Annotated in this window: 17 protein-coding genes; 9 read left to right on the forward strand and 8 right to left on the reverse strand. The window is 64.4% G+C overall.

Annotated elements, in window-relative coordinates; all coding sequences use genetic code 11:
• The first annotated feature begins 55 nt into the window (after nucleotides 1-55).
• Both AC1DSN_RS01565 and AC1DSN_RS01570 read left to right on the forward strand, forming a co-directional pair.
• A complete protein-coding gene (locus AC1DSN_RS01565) occupies nucleotides 56-1756 on the forward strand; it encodes an alpha/beta fold hydrolase (protein WP_477295394.1) in 1701 nt (566 codons plus the stop codon).
• Nucleotides 1753-3441, forward strand: coding sequence for an alpha/beta hydrolase (locus AC1DSN_RS01570; RefSeq protein ID WP_477329339.1), 1689 nt, complete (start codon nucleotides 1753-1755; stop codon nucleotides 3439-3441). The genes AC1DSN_RS01565 and AC1DSN_RS01570 overlap by 4 nt, the downstream gene beginning before the upstream one ends.
• Nucleotides 3442-3447: 6 nt before the next feature.
• Here the strand turns inward: AC1DSN_RS01570 and AC1DSN_RS01575 are convergent, their stop codons facing one another.
• The 3 genes from AC1DSN_RS01575 to AC1DSN_RS01585 form a co-directional block, all read right to left on the reverse strand.
• Nucleotides 3448-4635, reverse strand: coding sequence for an OprO/OprP family phosphate-selective porin (locus AC1DSN_RS01575; RefSeq protein ID WP_477295390.1), 1188 nt, complete (start codon nucleotides 4633-4635; stop codon nucleotides 3448-3450).
• A gap of 154 nt (nucleotides 4636-4789) precedes the next feature.
• Nucleotides 4790-6202: a type I glutamate--ammonia ligase gene (gene glnA, locus AC1DSN_RS01580; protein ID WP_046965754.1), complete on the reverse strand. Its 1413-nt coding sequence runs from the start codon at nucleotides 6200-6202 to the stop codon at nucleotides 4790-4792.
• A gap of 171 nt (nucleotides 6203-6373) precedes the next feature.
• Nucleotides 6374-7108, reverse strand: a complete 735-nt coding sequence (locus AC1DSN_RS01585; RefSeq protein ID WP_477329341.1) for an alpha/beta fold hydrolase — start codon at nucleotides 7106-7108, stop codon at nucleotides 6374-6376.
• Nucleotides 7109-7246: 138 nt separating this feature from the next.
• On the opposite strand from AC1DSN_RS01585, the gene AC1DSN_RS01590 reads away from it, so the two are divergent.
• The 3 genes from AC1DSN_RS01590 to acpA all read left to right on the forward strand — a co-directional run bounded on the left by AC1DSN_RS01590 (nucleotide 7247) and on the right by acpA (nucleotide 11762).
• A complete protein-coding gene (locus AC1DSN_RS01590; RefSeq protein WP_477295385.1) occupies nucleotides 7247-8362 on the forward strand; it encodes a hypothetical protein in 1116 nt (371 codons plus the stop codon).
• Between the two features lie 13 nt (nucleotides 8363-8375).
• Nucleotides 8376-9941, forward strand: coding sequence for a DUF4034 domain-containing protein (locus tag AC1DSN_RS01595; RefSeq protein WP_477295383.1), 1566 nt, complete (start codon nucleotides 8376-8378; stop codon nucleotides 9939-9941).
• Nucleotides 9942-10073: 132 nt separating this feature from the next.
• Entirely contained in the window at nucleotides 10074-11762 is a 1689-nt protein-coding gene (acpA, locus tag AC1DSN_RS01600; protein ID WP_477295381.1) for an acid phosphatase, read from the forward strand.
• A gap of 108 nt (nucleotides 11763-11870) precedes the next feature.
• Here acpA and AC1DSN_RS01605 read toward each other — a convergent pair whose 3' ends face one another.
• Genes AC1DSN_RS01605 through AC1DSN_RS01615 form a run of 3 tightly spaced genes read right to left on the reverse strand, consistent with a single transcriptional unit; the run spans nucleotide 11871 to nucleotide 16360 of the window.
• Entirely contained in the window at nucleotides 11871-13421 is a 1551-nt protein-coding gene (locus AC1DSN_RS01605; RefSeq protein ID WP_477329343.1) for a DHA2 family efflux MFS transporter permease subunit, read from the reverse strand.
• Nucleotides 13422-13424: 3 nt separating this feature from the next.
• A complete protein-coding gene (locus tag AC1DSN_RS01610; RefSeq protein WP_477329345.1) occupies nucleotides 13425-14846 on the reverse strand; it encodes an EmrA/EmrK family multidrug efflux transporter periplasmic adaptor subunit in 1422 nt (473 codons plus the stop codon).
• Nucleotides 14843-16360, reverse strand: coding sequence for an efflux transporter outer membrane subunit (locus AC1DSN_RS01615; RefSeq protein ID WP_477294252.1), 1518 nt, complete (start codon nucleotides 16358-16360; stop codon nucleotides 14843-14845). Before AC1DSN_RS01615 ends, AC1DSN_RS01610 begins: the two co-directional genes overlap by 4 nt.
• A gap of 122 nt (nucleotides 16361-16482) precedes the next feature.
• On the opposite strand from AC1DSN_RS01615, the gene AC1DSN_RS01620 reads away from it, so the two are divergent.
• Nucleotides 16483-17277, forward strand: a complete 795-nt coding sequence (locus AC1DSN_RS01620) for an undecaprenyl-diphosphate phosphatase (RefSeq protein WP_063571868.1) — start codon at nucleotides 16483-16485, stop codon at nucleotides 17275-17277.
• Between the two features lie 15 nt (nucleotides 17278-17292).
• Nucleotides 17293-18885, forward strand: coding sequence for a winged helix-turn-helix domain-containing protein (locus AC1DSN_RS01625; protein ID WP_477329347.1), 1593 nt, complete (start codon nucleotides 17293-17295; stop codon nucleotides 18883-18885).
• Here the strand turns inward: AC1DSN_RS01625 and AC1DSN_RS01630 are convergent.
• On the reverse strand, nucleotides 18858-19967 hold the full coding sequence (locus AC1DSN_RS01630; RefSeq protein WP_477294256.1) for a serine hydrolase domain-containing protein: 1110 nt from the start codon (nucleotides 19965-19967) through the stop codon (nucleotides 18858-18860). The genes AC1DSN_RS01625 and AC1DSN_RS01630 overlap by 28 nt on opposite strands.
• An 86-nt stretch (nucleotides 19968-20053) precedes the next feature.
• Nucleotides 20054-21037 (reverse strand): LysR family transcriptional regulator, encoded by a 984-nt coding sequence (locus AC1DSN_RS01635; protein ID WP_213949013.1) that lies wholly within the window; start codon nucleotides 21035-21037, stop codon nucleotides 20054-20056.
• Nucleotides 21038-21231: 194 nt separating this feature from the next.
• On the opposite strand from AC1DSN_RS01635, the gene AC1DSN_RS01640 reads away from it, so the two are divergent.
• On the forward strand, nucleotides 21232-22440 hold the full coding sequence (locus AC1DSN_RS01640) for an efflux RND transporter periplasmic adaptor subunit (RefSeq protein ID WP_477294259.1): 1209 nt from the start codon (nucleotides 21232-21234) through the stop codon (nucleotides 22438-22440).
• Nucleotides 22441-22446: 6 nt separating this feature from the next.
• Nucleotides 22447-24001 (forward strand): efflux RND transporter permease subunit (locus tag AC1DSN_RS01645; protein WP_477329349.1); only part of this gene is annotated, 1555 nt, incomplete at its 3' end.

The raw sequence follows: 24001 nt of genomic DNA on the forward strand, positions 1-24001 counted from the left end.
GCCGACGGAGTGCGCCGCCTCCTAACGTAGGCGGCCCTTACAAGGCGCTGCCCTTATGAAGAAGCAAGTCACCCTGGCCATGTGGGGCATGTTGCTATGTCACGGCACGAGTTCCGCACAGGAAACACCGAACTGGCAGCTCCCCGCGTTGCAAGCCACGACGATCACGTGGGCTCCATGCTCGCCGACGCTCGTACGAGCAAGCGCCTTTCGGCTGGGTGAGCGCTTGCGCTGCGGCACGATGTCCGTTCCGCTGGATCATCATCATCCCCAGGCCGGAAATATAGATGTCGCCCTCATCCGCGTCGCCGCGAGCGATCCGGCGCATCGGCAGGGTGCCATCTTCTTCAACCCGGGCGGGCCGGGCGAAACCCCGATGCACTACCTGCCATCATTGGCACAGTACTGGGACGACGCGTATGCCGAACACCCCGTGCACGGGACGAAGAAACATCTCTCCGCGCAATTCGACCTGATCGGCGTCGTTCCACGCGGGCTCGAAGGCGGCACTCGCTTTACGTGTACATCCGACGCCCAGTCGACCGACTACAACGACATCGTCGCCGATTCTTCGCCGGCGAATGTCCAGCGGATGGAAAGCTACATGCGTGCGACCGCTGCCGCGTGTCGCGCCAATCCGCTCCATCGGTTCATCAATACCGAGCAGACGGCGTATGACATGGAGGTCGCGCGCCAGTCATTGGGTGAACCGCGACTGCACTACCTGGGTTTTTCCTACGGCGCGTGGCTCGGCAGCTGGTATGCGGCCACCTTCCCCGAACGGGTGGGACGCATGGTGCTCGATTCCAGCATGGACTGGACGGCCGATTGGGATACCAACGTCACCCGCAGCAAGGAGGCATCGCAGGCAAGATTCGATCGCCTTGTCGGCGAACCCGCTGCAAATGACACTGATCGCTATCGACTCGGAGCGGATGTCGCGACGGTTGTCGCCCAGGTCGAGGGCCTTACCTTTCGCGTCCGACAGGCCTGGGGCGGATTCTGGAAAACACCCGAGGACCTCCTTGGGGCGCTGACCGTGTCGGACTGGCTGCGCGTCGAGCCTGACATCAGCATTGAAACGCTCATCGCGCGTGCGCAGGCCTATCGATTCCATCATGAGGACGCCGTCGACACGGCGATACGCAACGCGGTCATAGACCAGCCATGGCGGCTCTTTCCGGGGACACATCAGCCCGAACCGTTTGCGCTCGACGCGGTCGACTCCGTGTTCTCGGCTGTCATGTGCAATGACATGCCTTACAACGGTGATACCGCTCATCATCAAGCCAGGATTGCGACGCTCGCCCGGGGCCTTCCCACCGTGAACGGGCTGGGGCTGCAATACCACTGCGTGTACTGGGGAGGATCGCAGGCCATGCGTCCTCCGCTGAGCCGCATGAGTGCTGCCGGCGACATCCTCATGGTCCACGCCTCATTGGACCCGACGACACCGCTCGAGAGTGCCAACGCCGCGTTCGAGCGCAGTGCCACGACTCACCTCCTCGTGGCTGAAGGTATCGACGAGCATGGCGTCTTTGGCTTCACGGATTCCGCGTGCATTGAGGATACCGTCGGTCGCTACCTGCTCACCGGCATCCTGCCGGCGGGACGCAAATACCGTTGCGCAGCAACTCCGGCAGCACATGGTGGTCCCGAACGCGGATTCACACATCCGGGACGCGCCGCTGCACTTCGCGTGGAACTTTCGGGCATGCGTTCCACCTTGATCCCCGTGGGAGGGACCCAGCCGTGAACCCAGCGCTCGCACGTCGGTCGCATGCAAGTGCACTTCTGTGTGCTTCTTTTGCCGCGGTTTGCTTCATCTTTCCCATCGACCTCCGCGCAACGGCCACTACGACAAAGATCACCTGGCGGGCGTGCACGCCGGAGCTTCTCGAAGCGGGGTGGATCGCCGCGCTTGGCGCGCGCCTCGAGTGCGGGACCATGCCGGCGTGGCTCGATGCGGACACCCCCGCGCTCGGGTCACTCACCGTGGGCCTCGTACGATTCAGGGCCGGCGATCCCGCGCGCCGCGAAGGCTCGATCTTCTTCAACTTCGGCGGACCCGGTGGCAATCCCCTGGATTTCCTGCCGGGCTTTGGCTACTTGTGGTCGACCCGCTCCCTCGACCACCCACTCGATGGCGACAAGCGACGCCTGACCGACCGTTACGACCTGATCGCCGTCATTCCCCGCGGGTTACGCGGTGGTACGCGCTTCACCTGTCGTCATCCCGAGGCGAGCGATGGACACGACCCCACGGTCGACCTCGCCGACTGGAACTGGGACGGCTTCGCGAAGGATGCAAAAGCCTATGCCGCAGGTTGCGCTGCGGACCCACTCCATCCGCATGTGGGAACCCTTCAGCACGTTCGGGATATGGAACAGGCTCGACTTGCCCTGCACGAGAACGTACTGAACTTTGTCGGGATCTCGTACGGCACGTGGGTCGGCGCGTTCTACGCCTCCGCGTACCCCGACCATGCGGGCCGCATCGTTCTCGACTCGGCGATGAATCATGCCGGCACCTTCGAAGACCAGCTGGCGGACGATCCTTACGAGCGCCAGTCGTCGTTTGCGCGAACCGCATTGCGCCCTGCCCTTGCCGCGCCGGCACTTTATGGCGTCGGCAGCGATGCCGACGAGGTCATGGCGCGTTTTCGCAACATGCCTCATCGGGCACACGAAGCCTGGGCGTCGACGATCGACACCCCCGAGGAGCTGGTTGCCGCATTGACGATGGCCGACTGGATTCTGGCTGACGGGAAAGGCACCCAGGCTCATCTTCTCGCGCGCATGRAAGGCCACCGTTTCAGCCGCGATAGCGCCGTGGATAACGATATCCGTCGTGCCGCGATCAGATTTGCTGCGACGGCCGAGCAGGGCCTGGCTTTCGATTCCGAGGCCGAGCGCCTGGTCGACTTCTCGGTCTATCACGCGGTCGTTTGTGGCGATACGCCATGGCAGAAGAACCTGACGTCGTTGCGTGGGATGGCCAACAACATCGGGGCCAAGTATTCGGCTTCCAACGGCGTTCCTGTCACCGTCGGTCTGACGTGCCTGTACTGGCCCACGGCCCCGCGGTCGCGCCCTTCATTGGCGGGCCTCGCCAAGGCGCCGCCCATGCTCATGGTTCAAGCGGAGTTCGACCCGGCGACGCCGCTGACGGGGGCGATTCGTGCCTTCAACGCTTCGCCGAATGCTCACCTGGTGCTTGCACGTGGCATGACTGGGCACGGGGTATTCGGCAGCTCGGCCACGCCCTGCATCGAGCGAGCCGTCGGTCGCTTCCTCCTCGAAGGAGAGCTACCGCGGCAACGCCTGTCCGGCTGCGAGTTCGTGCCGATGCCGCCGTCGCGGCATGCCCGTGGCGTCGAAACACCTCTGGACGAAGGCGTCGTCCGCGATGAACTCGTGCGTCGCCTTCGAACGAGCTGACGCCGGTCAGAACATGATCTGAGCGCGAACCTCGACGATATGGGGATCGACACGAAGATCGCGATGGTCGCTGATCGCACGAACGTAGTTGCCTTGAAGCTTGAGGTACTTCGTGAGGTACCAGTTCGCGCCGAACGTCCAGTCGTGCTCCCTGCCGCCCAGCGTGGGGCCGTCGTCGAGATTGAGCGTGCTGTAACGGATCAGGAACTCCAGGGCGCCCCAGGGGCCCTTCGGCAAAACGTCGGAGACGTTGCCGCCGCTATAGGTCCTCGATTCGCCGGTGGCTACCCAGCTTCCGAAGGCGTACCAGCCGTGCGCCTCATAGGCCGGCTTGTTCTCGAGCTTCACTTTGGCGTCCAGATACTCGCTCTGCACCGACCAGGGTCCGTGGATCCAAAGCCCTTCGAGACCACGCCGGTCGACATGATCCGCCACGCTCAGAACGCCGGAGTCGATCAGGCGCTGGGTAGTCAGTCCGGCTTCCGGCAAGGCGCGAAGGCGCACGTTAGGTGGCGTGTAACGGTCGCGGCCGTCGGTCGTGCCATAGGGCGTTTCGCGCGACACCGAACTGCCGAGATGGAGCACGTTGCCCGGATCGTTCAACGGGGTCCACGCCGCGCGTCCGGCGACCATCCGGCCGTCGAGGTCACCTTGAAGGTTGCCGCCGTTGTAGTAGCCCAGCTGCACGAGGTAGGCCTTCCGGGTCAGCGCCCAGTCGATACCGATGCGACGATTCGCGTAGACCGCCTGCATCGGCAGCGACGGTTCCAGGAACGATGTGGTGCCCGTGCTGGTATTGCCTTCGAAGCCGACCGGCGTCTTCATGAAGCCGACGCGGACCGCGCCGTAGTCGTCGTTGAAGAGCGCCTTGGTCTGCAAGCGGAAGAATGTGTCGAGCCAGGTCTTCGCCTGAAAGTCGAATACGACAGTGGCGTCGTATACCCCTTTCTTGCGAATGAAGAAGCCGAATTCCTTGCGCCTATTCGTCTGCGCGTTCTCATACAGACCGTCATCGTGCGAGAAGTGATCGACGTCGTACTGGTACTTCACGGACAGGCCAAGGTCCGTGCCATCGGCGAATACGTAGTGTGTCGGCCAATTAGTGCGCCAGTCGTAGTTATTGCCCGGAGCATCGGCAGCCGACGCAAACACGGGCTCGATCAGCGCCAGGGCGCTGAGGACGATCTTCTTCATGCGGGTGCCCCTCCCAGGGATCAGCCGGCAGCAGCCGCTGACATGTCATGAAGGACTATACCGTGCCCTTGCGAATTCGCTAAATGCTGCGAGCCGAGCGCAAAAAAAGGGGCGCCGAAGCGCCCCTCTTCCCTCACCCCGAGTTGGATCGCGATCAGATCGCGTAGTACATCTGGAACTCGAGCGGGTGGGTGCTGGCGCGATAGCGGGTCACTTCCTGCATCTTCAGCGCGATGTAGCCGTCGATGAAGTCGTCGGTAAACACGCCGCCCGCCTTCAGGAACTCGCGATCCTTGTCGAGGGCGACGAGCGCCTCATCGAGGCTGGCGCAGACCTGCGGGATGTTCTTCTCCTCTTCCGGCGGCAGGTCGTAGAGATCCTTGTCGGCCGGTGCACCCGGGTCGATCTTGTTCAGGATGCCGTCGAGGCCGGCCATCATCAGCACGGTGAACGTCAGGTAGCCCGACTGCATCGGATCCGGGAAGCGGATTTCGATACGACGACCCTTCGGGCTCGACACGTACGGAATACGGCAGGAGGCCGAGCGGTTGCGCGCCGAGTAGGCGAGCATCACCGGCGCTTCGAAGCCCGGAACCAGGCGCTTGTAGCTGTTCGTCGTGGAGTTGGCGAAGGCGTTGATGGCACGGGCGTGCTTGAAGATGCCGCCGATGTACCACAGCGCCGTCTGCGACAGGCCGCCGTAGAGATCGCCGGCAAACAGGTTCTCGCCATTCTTCGACAACGACTGGTGCACGTGCATACCCGAGCCGTTATCGCCGACGATCGGCTTCGGCATGAAGGTCACGGTCTTGCCGGCCTGGTGGGCGACGTTCTTGATGACGTACTTCATCGTCATCAGTTCGTCGGCCTTCTTCACCAGGGTGTTGAAGCGCGTACCGATTTCGCACTGGCCCGCGTTGGCGACTTCGTGGTGGTGCACTTCGACCACCTGGCCGAGCGACTCGAGCACCTTGCACATATCGGCGCGCAGGTCGCCCAGGCTGTCCACAGGCGCAACCGGGAAGTAACCGCCCTTCACGCCCGGACGATGGCCGGTGTTGGTGCCGTCGTACTTGTAGCGCGACGACCAGGCGGCTTCTTCGGAGCCGATTTCGTAGAACACGCGGCCCATGTCGTTCTGCCAGCGGACCGAATCGAAGATGAAGAACTCGGGCTCGGGACCGAAGAAGGCGGTGTCGGCGATGCCGGTCGACTTCAGGTAGGCCTCGGCGCGCTTGGCGATCGAGCGCGGATCGCGGCCGTACGCCTGCATGGTGCTCGGCTCGAGCACGTCGCAATGCAGGATCAGCTGCTTGTGCGCGCTGAACGGATCGAGGTGAGCGGTTTCCGGATCCGGCATGAGCACCATGTCGGATTCATTGATGCCCTTCCAGCCGGCGATCGACGAACCGTCGAACATCTTGCCGTCTTCGAAGGTGCTCTCGTCGATGGCGTGAGCGGGAAACGTCGTGTGATGGTGCTTGCCGAGGATGTCGGCAAAGCGAAAATCAACGAACTCGATTTCCTCGTCCTGGATCAGGTTCAGCACTTTCGAAGCGGCGGACATAAAAACCTCGGGTAGGTGGGCGGAGTCCATTTAGCAATCGCTATGCCAGCGCAGCCGCCATCGACGGACCGGCCAGGACCAAGCTTTCGCATCATAGAACGGCGGCGAGGGCGATGTGCAAATGCACCAATGTGGTGCATTTGCACATCGCTTGCACCAGGGGTTTCCAGGTCAGGTGGCCGCCGGTAGGCCGTCGATGAACTCGCTCACGTGCCGGGCGCAGGCCTGAGGCGAGGCCTGCAGCAGTCCGTGCGGCCCTTCCACATCAACGATTCGCGCCCTAGGCAGGACGTGCCGCATCCACTCGGCCGAGGAGGYCGGGACGAGCACGTCGCGAGTGGCGCGCAGACAGAGCACCGGCACGTCGATGCCGGAAAGCGTCGTGCCCCCGTCCGCCGAGAGAACAGACCGTAAACGCCCGCGCAGGGTTGGTGCGTTCATGTCACCGACCGCTTCGATGAATTGCTTACGGATATCGGCACCGGGCCGCCGTCCAAGAAGCGCGAGGGAGGCTAGCCGCGCGAATCCCCGTGAGACGCCGAGCAGGCCGATCAGTGGCGACAGATAACGTGCCACCGGGCGTGGGTTACGCAGAAACGTCGAACAGAGGATGAGTCCTCGAAGACCCTCCGGCCGCTCCGCGGCCAGACTTGCGGCTACGGGTCCGGCAAACGACTCGCCAAGCAAGACGAAATCACGATGAGGCAAACGGTCACGAACCCAGGCCGTGAGTTCCGTGTAGCTGGTCGTGCCGCTCGCCGGGTATGGGATGACGCGCGCCGGGGTGACGTCGCCCAGTGCTGCGAGGAAGGGCCCGAAGAGCGTCCCGGTGCCATCCATGCCGGGCAGAAGCACCAGCTCAGGCATGCAACGCAACGTGTGGCGACCTCCTTTCGATCGAGTCATGGCGTCCATCCCTGCCCCTTCGGTTTCGGCGGATTGTGTCGCATCCCCTGCCCGCCGGCTACGGCTATCATCAGGCGGCAACGCACACCATGACAGGGGATGGATATGGCATCGCAGGGATATCGACGCGCGTTCGTAATGGTCGCACTGGCTTTCGGGGCGGCGCATGCGGCGCCCTGGTTGCCCAAGGACGCGTCACCTCTGGCAGCTTTCATGCAGCACGTCGCGACGGCCTCGGCGATTGCCGATCCGCTGGAGCGCTGCCTGAAGATGCCGGATCCACCGGGAACCCACTGGAACGCCGCAGGTGTGGCTGCCTACTGCCGTTACCACGCCGTACCTACGATGACCCCGGCACGGTTCCAGGCACTGATGGCGCAGGGCAAGGCCGCGACCGTGGACCGCGAGTTCGCTGGCTACCTTCGCGCGCAGATGGATGACCCGGCCGCTGCGGGGCGCCTCGACCATGCGATGTACGCGGCAGGCTTCCACGATGCCAGCCAAAAGACCCGGGCGGCCATCGATGCCTGGAAGCGACAGCGACCGGACAGCGCCTTCGCGTTTGCCGCAAGCGGCATGCAGTACCGGGCGGAGGCGGAACGCGGAGGCGGCACGGCGACCCCGCCACCGGTGGATAAAGCGCGCGCGGACTTCGACCGTGCTGCCACCATGACGCCGGCCATACCTTCGATCTACGCAGACATGTTTCTCGTCGGCGCCATGACCGGGGACACGACCTACGCGCAAGCTGCCTCGCAGCGCGGACTCGCGATGCAACCCGGCAACCTTTCCCTTCGGCTGCTCCAGGCCAGCATAGCGAGCGGGGAGCAGGGCGGCAGCCGCGAGTCGCAGATACAGCAGCGAGCGGAGGCCGCGGCGCTGGCCGACCACTTTCCACTCATGTGGGTGGTCACCGGTCGCCTGTCCATCGCGATCGACAAGGAAGACGCCGGTGGTGCGCCGAACGACGGCAAACCGCTATTCGATCTGCCCGAAGTTGCCCCCGCAAGCGACCTTGGCCACCTTGCCAGTTGGGGTCGGTTAGGAGGCGACGGCGACGCCGCCATGATTCTCGCCGTCGAGGCCCTGCGGTTCGATAGCGGACAGGAGGAAGCCCTCGAGGTCATCGGTGCCGTTGGCAGGCATAACGGTTACGCCGAGTGGTCAAAGGCCGCGCTGAAACGCGCAACGGCCGAGCACCCTGGAGCGGACGATGTCGCTCGCGTCTCGGCGAAGTGGCTACGCGAATTTTAAAGGCGACAAAGGGATGGATATGATCAAGCGGGGAAATCGACGCGCTCTTCTGTTGGGCGGGCTATTACTGGCCGTCGCAGCGCTTGCCGCTTCAAAGGTCTGGCAGCCACCGGCGGCGACGCGCGCGAGTGGTCAGGGCCAGGCCACGGCCTCGTCGGCTTTCGAGGCGTTTATGACGCAGGTGCAATCGGCCTCGAAGATCGCCGACCCGATCGAGCGCTGTCTGCACATGCCCGACCCGCCCGGCTCGCATTGGCATGCGGACGGCGTGGCCGCGTATTGCCGATACCGCCTTACCGAAATGACGGATATCGCGGGATTCCGTTCGCTTATCGCCGCCGGCAAAGGCGCCGAAGTCGACCGCATCCTGGCCGGCTACCTGCAAATGCAGATGCACGACACCCGGTATCCGGCCATCTTCGATCAGGCAGTAAACCGTGCGGGCTTTGATGACGCCGACCCGGAAATGCGCGCAGCCATCGATGCCTGGATGCACCAGCGGCCAGATAGCGTCTTCGCCGTGGCAGCCAGCGGCATGCAGTACCAGCGGGCGGCCTTTGAGGCGCGCGGCGCCGATCTCGCATCGAAAACCCGCGAGGAACAATGGCGCGCAGCACGACAGCTGGCGGCGTTCGCACGTCGCGACCTGGATCGTGCGGCAGCCATGTCGCCGGCCGTTCCGACGATCTATGCCGACATGCTTCGCATGGGCGTACTGGTCGGCGATCGTCGCTATGCGACGGCGGCTATCGAACGCGGGTATGTCGTGCAACCGAACAATTTCGTCCTACGCCTCGACCAGGCCAGTTTCACCGGCAGGAAGTGGGGTGGCAGCGCGGCCTGGGTCGACCAACAAGCCAAGGAGGCAGCCGCCGCTGCCGAGCACACGCCTCTGCTCTGGGTCGCGGCAAGCCATGCGCGTATTCAGGCCGCGACGGACGGGAACCTCACCCCACCGGCTGACGACGGATATCTTTCGCTGGCTAGTGACGTAGCCACGGGCCACGACTTCAGCCAGCTTGCCGCAGACGCCAACCGCGCCGGGCAGCGCGAAGAAGCCTTCGTGCTGGCGGTGGAGGCGCTGAGATTCGATAACTCGCAGGATGACGCACTCTACGTCGTCGGCAACCTGGGTAGCAAAGGCTACTACCGAGAATGGGCGAAGGCGGAACTCATCCGCGCCACACACGAACATCCGCGCTCCGTTGAGGTCACCGGAAGTGCAGGCGTCGCGCTGCGTCGCCTCCACGAGCCGGCGTTGGCGGAGCCTCTTCTGGTGTATGCGACGGAACATGGCGCCGATGACTGGGTCCTGGCGACGCTCGGCGATTTCTATTCGCACGAAGGCAGGAACTACGCGAAGGCCGGCGCGATCGCCGACCAATTGATCCAACACAATCCCGCCAACGCCGACGGTTACGTCATTCGCGCTTGCGTGGACAAGGACACGAACAGCCCTAATCGCTATCGCTCGGCCAAGGACTTCCTCACTCGCTTCGGGAACGATGCTGACCAGCAGGGCCCCGCATCGGAGATCCGTGCGTGGCTTGCGGCGAACCCGGAGCCCTCGACGGGCTGATCGCATCGCCCCGCGGCTGCCCAGGGAAAGGTTTTGCCTGAAACACACATCGATTACCCTGCCGGAACAGCCGTAATCGAGCTCTCCCCCCCTCAGGAGCTCGCGCCCACCCCTGCCATCGCGAATCCATCCATGACGAAGAAAACCGAGAACGACACGCCGGATGCCGGCCGACGCCGCCTGCTGGGCGGTATTGCCACGACCGGCGCGGTGCTTGCGCTGGGTGGGGTGGCCGAGGTCGCCGCTGGCGAATCGAAAGGACTTGCGCCTGCGCCGGGCGGCAAGGAACTCGACGCGCTGCTGGAAAAGCACGTACAGCACGTTGTCGTGATTTACGCGGAAAATCGTAGCTTCAATAACCTGTTTGCCGAGTTCCCGGGACTTCAGCAGCCGCTGGCTGCCGTGCCTCCGGAGCGTTACCTGCAGCGCGACCGCGATGGAAAGCCGCTGACGACGCTGCCGCCGATATGGGGCGGCCTTGTACCGCACCAGCAGGTGGTCGACCACAAGCCTTACAAGGTCGGCGAGCAAGACATCACCGGCCTTCCGAACGCGCCGTGGGCCCTGCACACGGGAGACGGCACGCCGCTGCCGCACGGCGTGGTCACCCGCGATCTCGTGCACGCCTTCTACAACAACCAGCTGCAGATCAACGGCGGCAAGAACGACGGATTCGTCGCCTGGGGCGACAACGGCGCGATGACGATGGGTCACTACGCGTCCTCGCCGGTGCATCTGCGCCTGTGGCGCCTCGCCGAGCAATACACCCTGTGCGACAACTTCTTCATGGGTGCCTTCGGCGGCTCGTTCCTCAACCACCAGTATCTCGTCGCCGCGCAGCCGCCGTTCTATCCGGATGCAGACAAGAGTCCCTCGCAGTTCGGTATCGCGGTGACCGAGAGCGGTGATCCACTCGACTATCGCCTGAAGATGGCGGAAGACTCCCCGGCCAGCGCCATGCAGGGCAAGCCGAAATTCGCTCACCACAGCCAGCTCACGCCTGACTTCTTCGCGGTCAACACCATCGGCCCGCCATTCTCGCCGGGCTTCAACGTCGATTCGAAGAATCCGTTGCTCGCCGACGCCACGAGTGCGAACACGCTGGTTCCGCAGAAGCACAAGCACATCGGTGACGTGCTCTCGGAGAAGGGCGTGGACTGGGCCTGGTATGGCGGTGGCTTCCAGGCCGCGCTGGACGGCAAGGGCGAGGGCGATAGCGCCGACAAGCAGTTCCCGCAGACGCCGAATTTCCAGCCGCACCACCAACCGCTCAATTATTTCGTCACGCTCGCGCCGGGTACCGAAGCGCGCAAACGGCACCTGCGCGACGGTGGTCTGGGTGAGACGGCGAAGACCAATCTGTTCCTTGCCGACGTCGCCGCCGGCAAGCTGCCACCCGTGACGTTCTATAAGCCGCAGGGCGATCTCAACATGCATGCCGGGTATTCGGACGTCGAAGCTGGCGACCGCCATGTCGCGGGCGTCGTGCATGCGCTGCGGTCGAGTCCACAGTGGAAGGACATGCTCGTCATCGTCACATTCGACGAGAACGGTGGCTGGTGGGACCACGTCGCTCCGCCGAAGGGCGATCGTTGGGGCCCGGGCACGCGAATTCCCGCGTTGGTGGTTTCGCCGTATGCCAAACGTGGGCATGTCGAACATACGATTTACGACACGGGTTCGATTGCGCGCTTTTTGACACGTCGGTTCAAGCTGGAGAAGCTGCCGGGGTTGAAGATGCGTGAGGATGCGATGGTTGCGGCGGGTGGACCGGCGGCGGGTGATCTTACGGAGACGCTGGATTTTTCGGCGGTCGGTTAGAGCATCGCCGATGAATCGGCTCCCACAGGAGGCGCTTAGCTCGTTGTGGGAGCCGCTTCAGCGGCGATAACCCGACCCCTCAGCGCCAGGCACGCCCCTCAATGCCCCTCAATGCCCCGGCGTACCACCCGATGCAAACGGCGGCTTCGCAAACCAGATCGCCACCATCGCGACCAGAAAAATCAGCGCGAACCCGAAGAAGACATCGTTCACCGCCAGCGTCGCCGCCTGCAGGTCGACGATACGGTTGAGCGCGGCGTTCGCTGTCGGCCCCTGCACACCCAGCGCCTGGAACCGGTCCAGGTATTCGGTCGTCGTTCGGCTTCCGGCGCTGACATTTTCCGCTAGCAMGGCGTGGTGGTAAGTCGTTCGATGCGAGTACATCGTGGTGCTCACTGCCGTAGCGATGCTGCCCGCCAGCGTCCGGAAGAAATTCGACAGGCCCGACGCACTGGCCACTTCGTCGTCCGGCATGCCYGAAAGGATGATCTGGTTCACCGGCACGAAGAACAGGGCGATGCCCGCACCCATGCAAAGACGCGGCAGGGCCATGTCGCTGTAGGCGGCATTCGTACTCAGCGCGGACATGTAGAACGATGCACCCGCGAACACCGCAAAGCCGATGGTGTTCAGCAGACGCAGATCGAACTTGCTCTGGAACACGCCGACGATGGGCGACAGCACGATCGCAAGGATGCCGATGGGCGCGACGACGAAGCCGGCCCAGGTCGCCGTGTAACCAAGGACCTCCTGCACCCACATCGGCATGACTACGGTACCGCCGAAGAAGGCGAACATGCCCAGCGAAAGACAGAGCACACCGACGAAGAAGTTTCGTCTTCCCAGTAGTCTCAGTTCCACCACGGGGTGCTTGTGCATGAGCTCCCAGGCGATGAGAAAGGTGATGCAGACCAGCGATACGATGGCCAACACGACGATGGTTTTCGAAGTGAACCAGTCGTCGTCGTTGCCGTTATCGAGCATGAACTGCAGGCAGCCCACACCCACGGCCAGAAGGAACAGACCGATCGCGTCGATCGGCATCTTGACCACTTTCGACTCGCGATCACGCAGCAGCGCATAAGTGACGACAACAGCGAAGATGCCGACCGGGATGTTGATGAAGAAAATCCACGACCAATGATAGTTATCGGTGATCCAACCGCCGAGGATGGGTCCGAACACCGGCGCGACAACGACGGTCATGGCCCATAGCGCCAACGCGATGGGTCGTCTCGCCACGGGATAATTGTTGAGCAACAGGGTCTGCGACAGCGGCACCATGGGGCCCGAGACAGCGCCCTGCAACAAGCGAAAGACGATCAGCATCGGCATGCTCGTCGAGAACCCGCAAAGCGCCGAGAACACGACGAACAGTGTGACCGAGATCATGAACGTACGCACTTCACCGAAGCGACGCGCGACCCAACCGGTCAGGGGCTGCATGACCGCGCTTGCCATCGAGTAGGCACTGATGGCCATGGTGCCTTCGTTGCTGCTCACGCCGACATTGCCGGCGATGGTTCGCACCGACACATTGACGATGGAGATATCGAGCACCTCCATGAAGGTGGCCAGTGCCACGCCCGCGGTGAGCAACACGAGCGCACCACCGGTCAGCGGTGGTCTCGATGCGCCGTTGCCGTTCTGCCCTGCCATCGATCAACCGCCGCGCTTGGCCGGGACCGGCTTCGGGGTCGCATCCACGGTGTTGGCGCGGATGATCTCCTCGGCGTGCTGGTCAGCTTCGCCCATCTCCTGCTCATAGACGTTCGTGCTTGCCAACGGCTTGCCGCGAGCGGTATCGGACAACACGCGACCATCGCGGTCGTGCGTATCGACGTTGACGTCGGTGGACAGGCCGATGCGCAGCGGATGCTTGCGCAGGTCCTCGGCATCGATCGCAATGCGTACCGGTAGGCGCTGAACCACCTTGATCCAGTTACCGGTGGCGTTCTCGGCCGGGAGCAACGAGAACGCACTGCCCGTGCCGGCGTTAAGGCCGATCACCTTGCCGTGATATTCCACGTCGGAATACATGTCCGTGGTGATCTTTACCGGCTGACCGATGCGGATGTGCTCGAGCTGCGTCTCCTTGAAGTTCGCGTCCACCCACAGGTCCGACAACGGCACGACGGTGAGCAGATCCTGGCCTGCCTGGATGCGCTGGCCCACCTGCACCTGGCGGCGCGCGGCATAACCTTCGATCGGCGAAACGATGGCGTTGCGGCCGTTGTTGACCCACGCGTTACGGAACTGGGAACGCGCCTGGATCACCGCCGGATAGGTATCGACGGTCGTGCCGTCGACCTGCGCATGCGCCGCTGCCGCTTCGCGCTCGGAGGCGTCCAGTGCGGCCTTCGCCTGTTCCATCTGGCGCTTGCCGCTATCGACTTCCTCGGCGGATACAGCACGACGCTCAAGCAGCGGATGGCGACGGTTGTATTCGTCGCGCGCCTGCTCGTACTGGGCACGCCGCTGCGGGATCGCGGCGTCGGCCTGGTTGGCCTGCTGCATCTTTGCCTGGGCCTCGCGTACGGCCTGCGCGAGCTGGCCCTCCGCGTTCATCAGGGCAACGTTGGCATCCACGGGGTCGAGCTTGATCAGCACCTGGCCTGCATGGACACGCTCGGTTTCCTCGGCGTCCACCTCGATGACGGTACCGGGCACACGCGATGAGATCGTCACCATGTCGCCTTGCACGTAGGCGTCATCGGTGGTCTCGCGTTTGGAGAGGACGAAGATATAAAACAGCAACCAGCCCAGGGCGGCGAGGATGAAGACCGCGGCAATGATGGAGAGGACGATGACTTTCTTGCGCTTGGCCTTCGGGTCTTCTTTTTTGTCGTCGTCCTTGCCGTCCTTGTCTTTACCATCCTTGTCCTTGCCGTCTTTCTCCTTGTCCTTGCCGTCCTTGTCTTCCCCGTCGTCGTCGCCCTCCTTCTCGTCGTGCTTCTCCTCGTCACGCTCGCCGCGCGGCGACTCGTCACCGTACTTGTGCAGGTACTTGTAGCGATACTTGAAAGGCAGCGGCGCGGTGCCGGTTTCGCCGTCGTCGCGCGGCTCGTCGTTTTCTGGGGTCATCGCGGGGAGTCCTTGCCGGTGTTGCCAGCCGGAAGAGCGGGAGCGTCGTCAGCGTAGTACCCGCCGCCGAGCGCGTGGATGAGGGAAAGGTTTGCCGAAAGCATCTGGCTGGTGAGCTGCAGGCGCGCGTCGCGCTGCTGGTCGAGCTGCATGTCGGCGTTGAGCCAGGTGCGATCGTCGATCAGACCTTTCGAGCGACGGTCGGCCGCTTTGGTCCGCTGGGCCGCGCTGGCGTCGTACTGCCGGTCTACCTGCACGCGCTGGTCGTCGAGCATCTGCAGGGTCGTGACGCTCTGGGCAATCTGTCCGGCCGCCTGCACGACGGCACCGTCGTATTGCGCCACGGCGGTGTCGAGCTGCGCCTGGGCGCTCTCGAACTGGGCGCGAAGGCGTCCACCGCTGAAGATCGGTAGCTGGATGGACGGACCGATGTTTGCGAGCTTCAGGTCGGTACGCGTGCCCGACCCAAGATCCGGATACGTCCGCAGGAAGGCCGCCAGTCCCGTGAGACTCACGTCGGGGTAGTAAGCCTTACGGGTCTGGTCGATGTTCTTCGAGGAGGCCTCGATCTGCCAACGGGCGGCGGTGATATCGGGACGCCGCGCCAGCAAGCCCAACCGCGCGCCGGCGGGCAGCGTGGTGTCGGGCGTCGGCAGGGGAGACGGCGTGAGCGTGCCGAGATCCTTGGGCGAGACGCCGGCAAGCGCGGCCAACTGCACGAGGTCGAGGCTCGCCGCGCCTTCGAGCTGGGCCACAGCGCGTCGCTGCTGGGCGAGCTGGCCATCGGCCTGGTCGAGCGAGGTGGGATCGTCGAGGCCGGCGTGCACACGTAGCTCGACCAGCTCGCGGTATTGCGCCGAGCTGTCCGCCGCGTGCCGGGCGACCTGGAGCCGCGCCTGCTGCGCCTGCCAGTCGTAATAGGTGTTGACCACGTTGTACTGCAGCGACGTCGCCGCCGACGCGCGCTCTGCTTCAGCGGCACGGGCCTGGCCGACGGCAGCGGATACGGCGTCCTTCTGCTTGCCCCAGATGTCGAGATCCCAGGTGGCCAGCGCGCCGGCTGCCCCGCTGTTGCTCCAGCTCTTGCCAGGGTTAAGCTGGAAGCTCTGGGCGCTGCCGGCTGCACCCGGCACGTCGCCTTTGACGGCGACATCGCTGTATCCGTGGGTCCCACTGAGCAAGCCGCGCACCTGCGGGTTCAGATCGGCCCGCGCGGAATCCACCGCGCGCGTCGCCGTGCGATAGCGTGCCTCGGCCTGCTCCAGGTCCGGCGAGCCACGCATGGCGATATCGACGATCCGGTCGAGCTGTGCGTCGCCGTAACGCTTCCACCACTCCGGCTGCGGCCAACCGGCCTGGGTCGTAGGCAAGCCGGCGATCGGCACCTCCTCCCGAGGCGCAAAGGCAGGCGGGCGCACCGCTGGCGCGCAGGCGACGACGAACAGGGCGGTGCCGAGAACGGCGATACGGACACCGCCGCATCGGCGACGGAACCGGCTTGGGGAGGACGCCATGGCATTCCAGGTGAAGGCTGCTTACGACGGTGAAAAATATCAGCGCACCGCGTGCGCACCGCGTGACGGTGGCCGTCAGCGGCTAAGCTATGCGCCGTCCCCTCGCCCGGAATGCTTAGCCAGTGAACGACCTGATCAGCGCCATCCTCCTCGGCATCGTCGAAGGGATCACCGAGTTCCTTCCCGTCTCCAGCACCGGTCACCTGCTCATCGCAGAGCGCTGGCTCGGCGCGCGCTCTGACCTGTTCAACGTGGCAATCCAGGCAGGCGCCATCCTCGCGGTGACCTTCATTTACTGGCGCACCCTGTGGAGCATGGTTCAGAACTGGCGGCGCCCGGAGACGCGCGACTACGTCATGAAGCTCGCCGTGGCGTTCCTCATCACGGCAGCCCTCGGCCTGGTCGTGACCAAACTCGGTTTCAAACTGCCGGAGACGATCACCCCGATTGCCTGGGCGCTGATCATCGGCGGCATCTGGATGATTGCGGCCGAGAAGGTCGCGATGCACCGTCCCGACCAGGTGGCGATCACGTGGCGCGTGGCGATCCTGGTTGGCCTGGCGCAAATTGTTGCGGGCATCTTCCCGGGTACGTCGCGCTCCGCGTCGACGATCTTCGTCGCCATGCTTGCGGGCACCAGTAACCGCGCGGCCGCCACCGAGTTCGCCTTCCTTGTCGGCATTCCGACCATGTACGCCGCCACGGGCTACGAGTTGCTGAAGACCTTCAGGCAGGGCGGTGCCGCCGGCGAAGACTGGACCGGACTCGGCGTCGCTTTCGTCGTCTCTACGCTCGTCGCCTTCGTCGCGGTGAAGTGGCTGCTCGGTTACATCCGCTCGCACAAGTTCACCGTCTTCGCCGTGTATCGCATCATCCTCGGCATCGCGCTGTTGCTTCTGCTTCCTGCGGGCGGTTGAGTCACCGTCCCGGCCATGAACACCCGCTACCGGCTGCTCGATCTGACGATCGACCTCGCGCGCCAGCGGGTGGAGCGCGGTGACATCGCGCTCGATGTGGCCGGACTCAGTTTCCAGCTATTGGCGTGCCTGATCGAACGCGGCGATCGCGTCGTTGGCTTCGACGAGCTGATGGAGGTCGTCTGGGCGCCCGCCGTGGTGAACGAGGAAACCGTGACCCAGCGCGTTCGCCTGCTGCGTCAGGCGCTGGGTGACGATGCGCGCCAGCCACGCTATATCCGCACCGTGCGCGGACGCGGATACCGGCTGGGTGCGCCGCCCGAACCGCTCGCCGAGGAAATCGCGCCGCGACGGCATGCGATCTGGCCGGCACTCGCCGCCGTCAGCGTACTGGCCGCCGTCGCGCTGGGTGCCGGTTTCCTTGGCCGCGAACAGAAGCCAGTACCGACCGCGCAAGAGGAACTTCTCCAGCGCGCCCATTGGTATGCCGCCATGGGCCAGCGCGAAAACAACGAACGCGCGCTCGCCCTCTACGACGGTGCCTTGCACGAGGCCCCCGACGATGCCGACGCGCTGACCGGTGCGAGTCGGACGCGGTCGGCACGCACCTGTCTCTACAACACTGGGGCGGATGACGCGCGCGATGCGTTACGGCTGGCGGGGCGCGCCGTCGCATTGCGGCCCGATCTCGCCGACGCGTGGTCCGCACTGSGCTATGCGCGCGATTGCCTTGGCGATATCTCCGGCGCTATCGCCGGATACGAACAAGCCGTGCGACTGGAACCTTCCGACGACGCCAGCCGTTCGTCGGCCGCCTACCTGTATCAGGAGCAAGGTCGTCTGGCCGATGCGTTGCGAGCCAATCTCGACATGCACGGCGACCCGGCACGCGTACGTTTCCGCGACGTCCAGGTCGCGCGCGAGTACGAGCTGCTCGGTTTCGGCGCGGCGGCCGAGGTCCGTTATCGACGCGTCTTCGAACTGTCGCCAGACAACGTTTTCTCCAACCTTGCCTGGCCCGCCTTCCTTTTCGCGCACGGTCGTTTCGACGAAGCGCGCGCGGCGCTGGACCAGGCCCGGGCGCGGGGTACGCCGCGCGCTGAGCTGGCGCAGCTGGATGGCGAACTCGCCCTGCGTCGCAATGACCCGGTCGCCGCGGCCAACGCGTTCGCCGAAGCCCATGCGATTCGCCCCGACTCAAGGCTCCAGACGACACTCGCGGCCGTCTATGGGCGCGTTCCTGCCAGCCCGGCGTGGCTCGCCGATCGTATTGCGCAGACCCGCTCCAGCCTGGTTGACGACCCATGGCCATCCAGCCGGCTCGAACTGGCGGTCCTGCTGCAGGCAACCGGCGATCGGCGCGGTGCGATTGCCGCCCTTTCCGACGCGGTGGACAAGGGGTGGCGGGACGCGGGCTACCTCCGCGCCTCGCCCTTGTTCGCCTCCATCGCCGGGGATCCGGCTTTCGAGGCGGTGCTCGCTGCTATCGATCGCCGGGTCACGGCGGAACGGGAAAGGGTGCTTGCGGCGCCCTGGTGCCCCGCCGACCTGAAAACCCGGCAGCTTATGCAGGAAAGCAATCAGCGCGGCAGGGACTTAAGAATGTAATCGCGGAAGATGGCCTGGGACTGGGGGTGGGCGAAGCTCTTGTTGTAAGCCTTGCTGGTGACCACGGTGACCAGGCCGCGTTCGGGCAGGACGAACACATAGTTGCCGCCGTTGCCGCTCATGGCCCAGACCTTCGTTTCCACACCGCTTATCGGGAAGCGGAACTGCCACCACAGGTAGCCATAGTCCGCATCGTCGCGAGCCTGGGCATGGGGCGTCAGCATGGTGGTCACCCATGCCTTCGGCAGCACCTGCTGGCCGTGCCACCGACCGCCATCGGCAACGAGCAGGCCGATTCTGGCGAGGTCGCGGGACCGGTATCGCGTGCCGCCTCCGCCCATGCCGACGCCCTCACTCGAGGTATTCCACTTCACCTGGGTGATGCCCAGCGGCTGTTCCAGCGCTTCGTGCGCGAACCGGGCCAGCGGCATCTTCGTCGCCCGCTCCACCACGGCGCCGGCCAGGAAGGCACCGGCGGTGCAGTAGGAGAATGTGCGCCCATACGGCGAATCCTTCGGACGGGTGACCCAGGGCGCGTAACCGCGAATCGGGATGTTCAGGGCGAAGTCCAGCCAGCGTTCGGAGACGTACATGCGCTCTTCGTTACCGGCGGAGAATTCATTCTCGTCATCACACTCGAGGATCGAGCTCATCGTGATGAGGTCTTCGAGGGTGATCGCCGCCCGGCGCGGGTCCGGATGAGCGATGGAAATCTCGGGAAAGTATGCGTACACGGGGGCCGACACGTCACGGATCGCCCCGCGCTGGATGGCGGCGCCGACAAGCATGGCCGTCAGGCTCTTGCTGGCCGAGCGGACGTCGTTGAGCAGGTCGGCCGAGCCGTCGTTGAAATAGTGCTCGTAGACCAGCTGGCCGTGGTCGACCACCAGCACGCTGGTGATCTGCTTGAAGCTGCCGTCGACCATCTTGTCGTCGAGGCTGGCGAGCGTGGCGGTGTCCCAGCCAAGCTTCGCGGCGTCGGCGACTGGCCAGCCGTCAGGGGAGGTGACGGGCGGCTGGTATTGGCTGGCCGCGACCGGGAAGGCGGCGACGAGGATCAGGGTGGCAACGGTGCGGCGCATGGTGGGGCTCCTTGGGAAGAGCCCCGAGTGGACTGCCTTGCGTCATGAAGCGCCTGACGTCCGGGTGAAGTTTTGTGAAGTCTCGCTTACGCCACCGCCGCGATACGCGCCGGCTCGCCCCTGCGGATCCTTTCCAGCTCGGCCATCTGCTGCTGCACGATCTGGCATTGCGGCGTGCTGGTGCGCTGGAACAGCTCACTGGTCCACTCGATGAAGGCCTGCACGCGCGCCGAGAGGTGGCGCTTCTGCGGGTAGACGATCCAGAGGTTGGAGCCGGTGGAGATCGTGTCCGTCATGATGATCTCGAGCAGACCCTTGTCGAGCGCGCTCGCAGCGAGGCAATGGGGTGCCTGGATGATGCCCAGACCGGCAATGGCCGCCTGGATCACCGATTCGCCGTCGTTGATCATCATGTGGGCATCCACGTCCACGGCGACGCGGCCACTCGGGGAGTCGAACTGCCACTGGGACGGCTTGCCCGTGCTCGGGTGGACGAAATTGACGGTGCGATGGGTCTTCAGGTGTTCGATGGTCGTCGGCACGCCGTGGCGGGCCAGGTAGGCCGGCGAGGCACAGAGTACGTTGCTGAAATGACCGATCTTGCGCGCGATCAGGCTGGAATCTGCCAGCTCACCCATGCGAATGGCGCAATCGAATCCTTCCTCGTTCAGGTCGAACGGGAAGTCGCACATGGTCAGCTCGAGGCGGATATCGGGAAACTTTGCCTCGAATTCGGCGAGGTTCGGGATGAGCGCCGCACGCCCGACAGCGGACGACGCCGCCACCCTGAGCTTGCCCGCAGGCTTCGTTTTCGCATACCCCAAGGCTTCGGTGGCCTCGGTCAGATCGGCGAGGATCTCCTTGCAACGTGCGTAGAACGCGGAGCCATCGTCGGTCAAACGCAGTGAACGTGTCGAGCGAAAAAAGAGCCGGGCACCGAGGCTCTCCTCCAGGCGGGAAATCGCCCGGCTGACACCCGACGGCGTCATCTCAAGATGCTGCGCTGCGGAAGAAAAGCTCTTGGCCTCAACCACGCGAACAAAAACGCTGATAGCGGAAAAGTCTTCCATCGCGGACTCCGGGGGTCTTCATTCGTGACTGCGAATCACAGGCGCGATGATTGTAGACCCATTTAAGCCTTGACGAGCAAGACTTAGATTACGCCCCCTGAGACGGACCGGCTTGATCTCAACCAAGGTTGAGGTTGCATCCTGCACCGCCGCACGACTTTCCCGCCTACTTATCAAGCTCTCAGGACATCGTCATGAAGAAGAAACTCCTGTTCGGTTCGTCCGCGCTCGCGGTCGCGATCGCTTCGGCGCTCTGGCTCAGCGCCGGCAGCTCGCCGACGCATGCCGCCGAGCCCGCCGCCGCCAAGCCCGCACCGGAAGTCACCGTGGCCCAGGTGTTGCTGCGTCCCGTCTCCGATGCCAACGCGTTCACCGGCCGCATCCAGGCGGTGGATACGATCCAGATCAAGCCGCGCGTCAGCGGCTACGTCGACTCGGTGCATTTCCGCGAGGGCGCCGCCGTGAAGAAGGGCGACCTGCTCTTTACCATCGACCCCCGCCCGTACCGCGCCGAGACTGACCGCCTTGCCGCCAACCTCGCCCAGGCCAGGGCGGAAGCGAAGAATGCGGATGCCAATGCGGCCCGCGGCAGCAAGCTGGTCCAGCAGCACGCCGTGTCCCAGGAAGAAGCCGACCGTCTCGATACCGCCGCCGCCAGCGCCAAGGCGCAGGTCGCTTCGGTACAGGCGGCGCTGGATAACGCCCGCCTCAATCTTTCCTTCACCGAGGTTCGCGCCCCCGTGGGCGGCAAGGTCAGCAATGCCCAGATCACCGCCGGCAACCTCGTCACCCCGACCGACACGCTGACCAGCGTCGTCACCGTCGACCCGATGTATGTCTACTTCGACGTGGACGAGCAGACCTTCCTCAAGCTCGATCGCCTGCGCCGCGCCAGTGGCCATGCGCCCGACGTGGAAATGGGTCTGGCCGACGAACAGGGCTATCCGCACATCGGCAAGATCGACTTCGTCGACAACCAGATTCGCGCCGGTGCCGGCACGATCCGTCTGCGCGCCGTGTTCCCGAACACCGACGGCGAGTACACCGCCGGCCTGTTCGCGCGCGTCGAACTGCGCAGCGGCAACACCCAGCCGCGCGCCCTGATCGACGACAAGGCTGTGGGTACCGACCTCGGTAACAAGTTCGTCTACGTCGTCGGCAAGGACAAGAAGGTGGAATACCGCCGCGTATCGACCGGTGCCCTTGTGGATGGCTTGCGCGTGGTCGACTCCGGCCTCAACGCCGAGGACGTCGTGGTCGTGAACGGCCTGCAGCGCGTGCGCCCGGGCGTGGAAGTGAATGCGAAGCGCGTGGCGATGGCCTCGCTGGTGCCGGAAAGCGCGCGTAACGTCGCCGCCGCCCGTCCCGCCGGCGTCGACAGCGTGGCGAAGACCCAGGACTGATTCCTCATGAAAATCGCGCAATATTTTGTTGAACGCCCCATCCTGGCGGGCGTGCTGTCGGTCCTGTTCCTGATCGCGGGCGGTATCGCCGTGTTCAAGCTGCCCATCAGCGAATACCCGGAGGTCGTCCCACCGACCGTCGTGGTCAAGGCGAGCTATCCCGGCGCCAACCCGAAGGTCATCGCCGAAACCGTCGCCACGCCGCTCGAAGAACAGATCAACGGCGTGGAAGGCATGCTCTACACCTCGTCGCAGTCCACCAGCGATGGCCAGATGACCCTGACGGTCACCTTCGCCCTCGGCACCGACCTCGACAACGCGCAGGTGCAGACGCAAAACCGCGTCGCGCAGGCCCTGCCCCGACTGCCCGAGGAAGTGCAGCGTCTCGGTGTCACGACAACCAAGAGCTCGCCCGACCTGACCATGGTCGTGCATCTGACCTCGCCGGATAACCGTTACGACATGCTGTACCTGTCGAACTATGCCCGTACGCGCATCAAGGACCAGCTCGCCCGTCTCGACGGCGTGGGCGATGTCCAGCTGTTCGGCGCAGGCGAGTACAGCATGCGCGTGTGGATGAACCCGGAGAAGCTGGCCATCCGCAACCTGACCACGGGTGACGTGATCAAGGCGGTGCGCGAGCAGAACATCGAAGTGGCTGCCGGTGCACTCAACGCGCCTCCCGGCCCGAACTCGAATGCCTTCCAAGTCAACATCAACACGCAAGGTCGCCTCGTCACCGAGGACGACTTCCTCAATATCATCGTGCGTAGCGACCCCACCGGTTCGGTCACCCACCTGCGCGACGTCGCTCGCGTGGAACTGGGCTCCAGCAGCTATGCCCTGCGCAGCCTGCTGAATAACCGCGAAGCCGTGGCGATTCCGATCTTCCAGCGCCCGGGCTCGAACGCCATCGCGATTTCCGATGAAGTGCGCGCGGAGATGGCAACGCTGAAGAAGGACTTCCCGCAAGGCGTCGACTACACCATCGTCTACGATCCGACCGTGTTCGTGCGTGGCTCGATCGAAGCGGTCGTGCACACCTTGTTCGAAGCGATCATCCTCGTCGTACTCGTGGTGATCCTGTTCCTGCAGACCTGGCGCGCATCGATCATTCCGCTCGTCGCCGTGCCGGTCTCGCTGATCGGCACGTTCGCGGTGATGTACCTGGTCGGCTTCTCCCTCAACGCACTGTCGCTGTTCGGACTGGTGCTGGCCATCGGTATCGTCGTCGACGATGCGATCGTGGTCGTGGAAAACGTCGAGCGACATATCGAGCACGGTCTCGATCCGAAAATGGCCACGCGCCAGGCCATGACCGAAGTGACCGGTCCGATTGTCGCCACGGCGCTGGTGCTGTGTGCCGTGTTCGTCCCCGCCGCCTTCATCAGTGGTCTGACCGGCCAGTTCTATCGCCAGTTCGCCCTGACGATCGCTATCTCGACCGTGATCTCCGCCTTCAACTCGCTGACCCTGAGCCCGGCACTCGCCGCGCTGCTGCTGAAGGGCCGTGATGAGCCGAAGGACAAGCTCACCGTACTGATGGACCGCAGCCTCGGCT

The organism is Luteibacter sp. P4_D7_3, assembly GCF_056401735.1.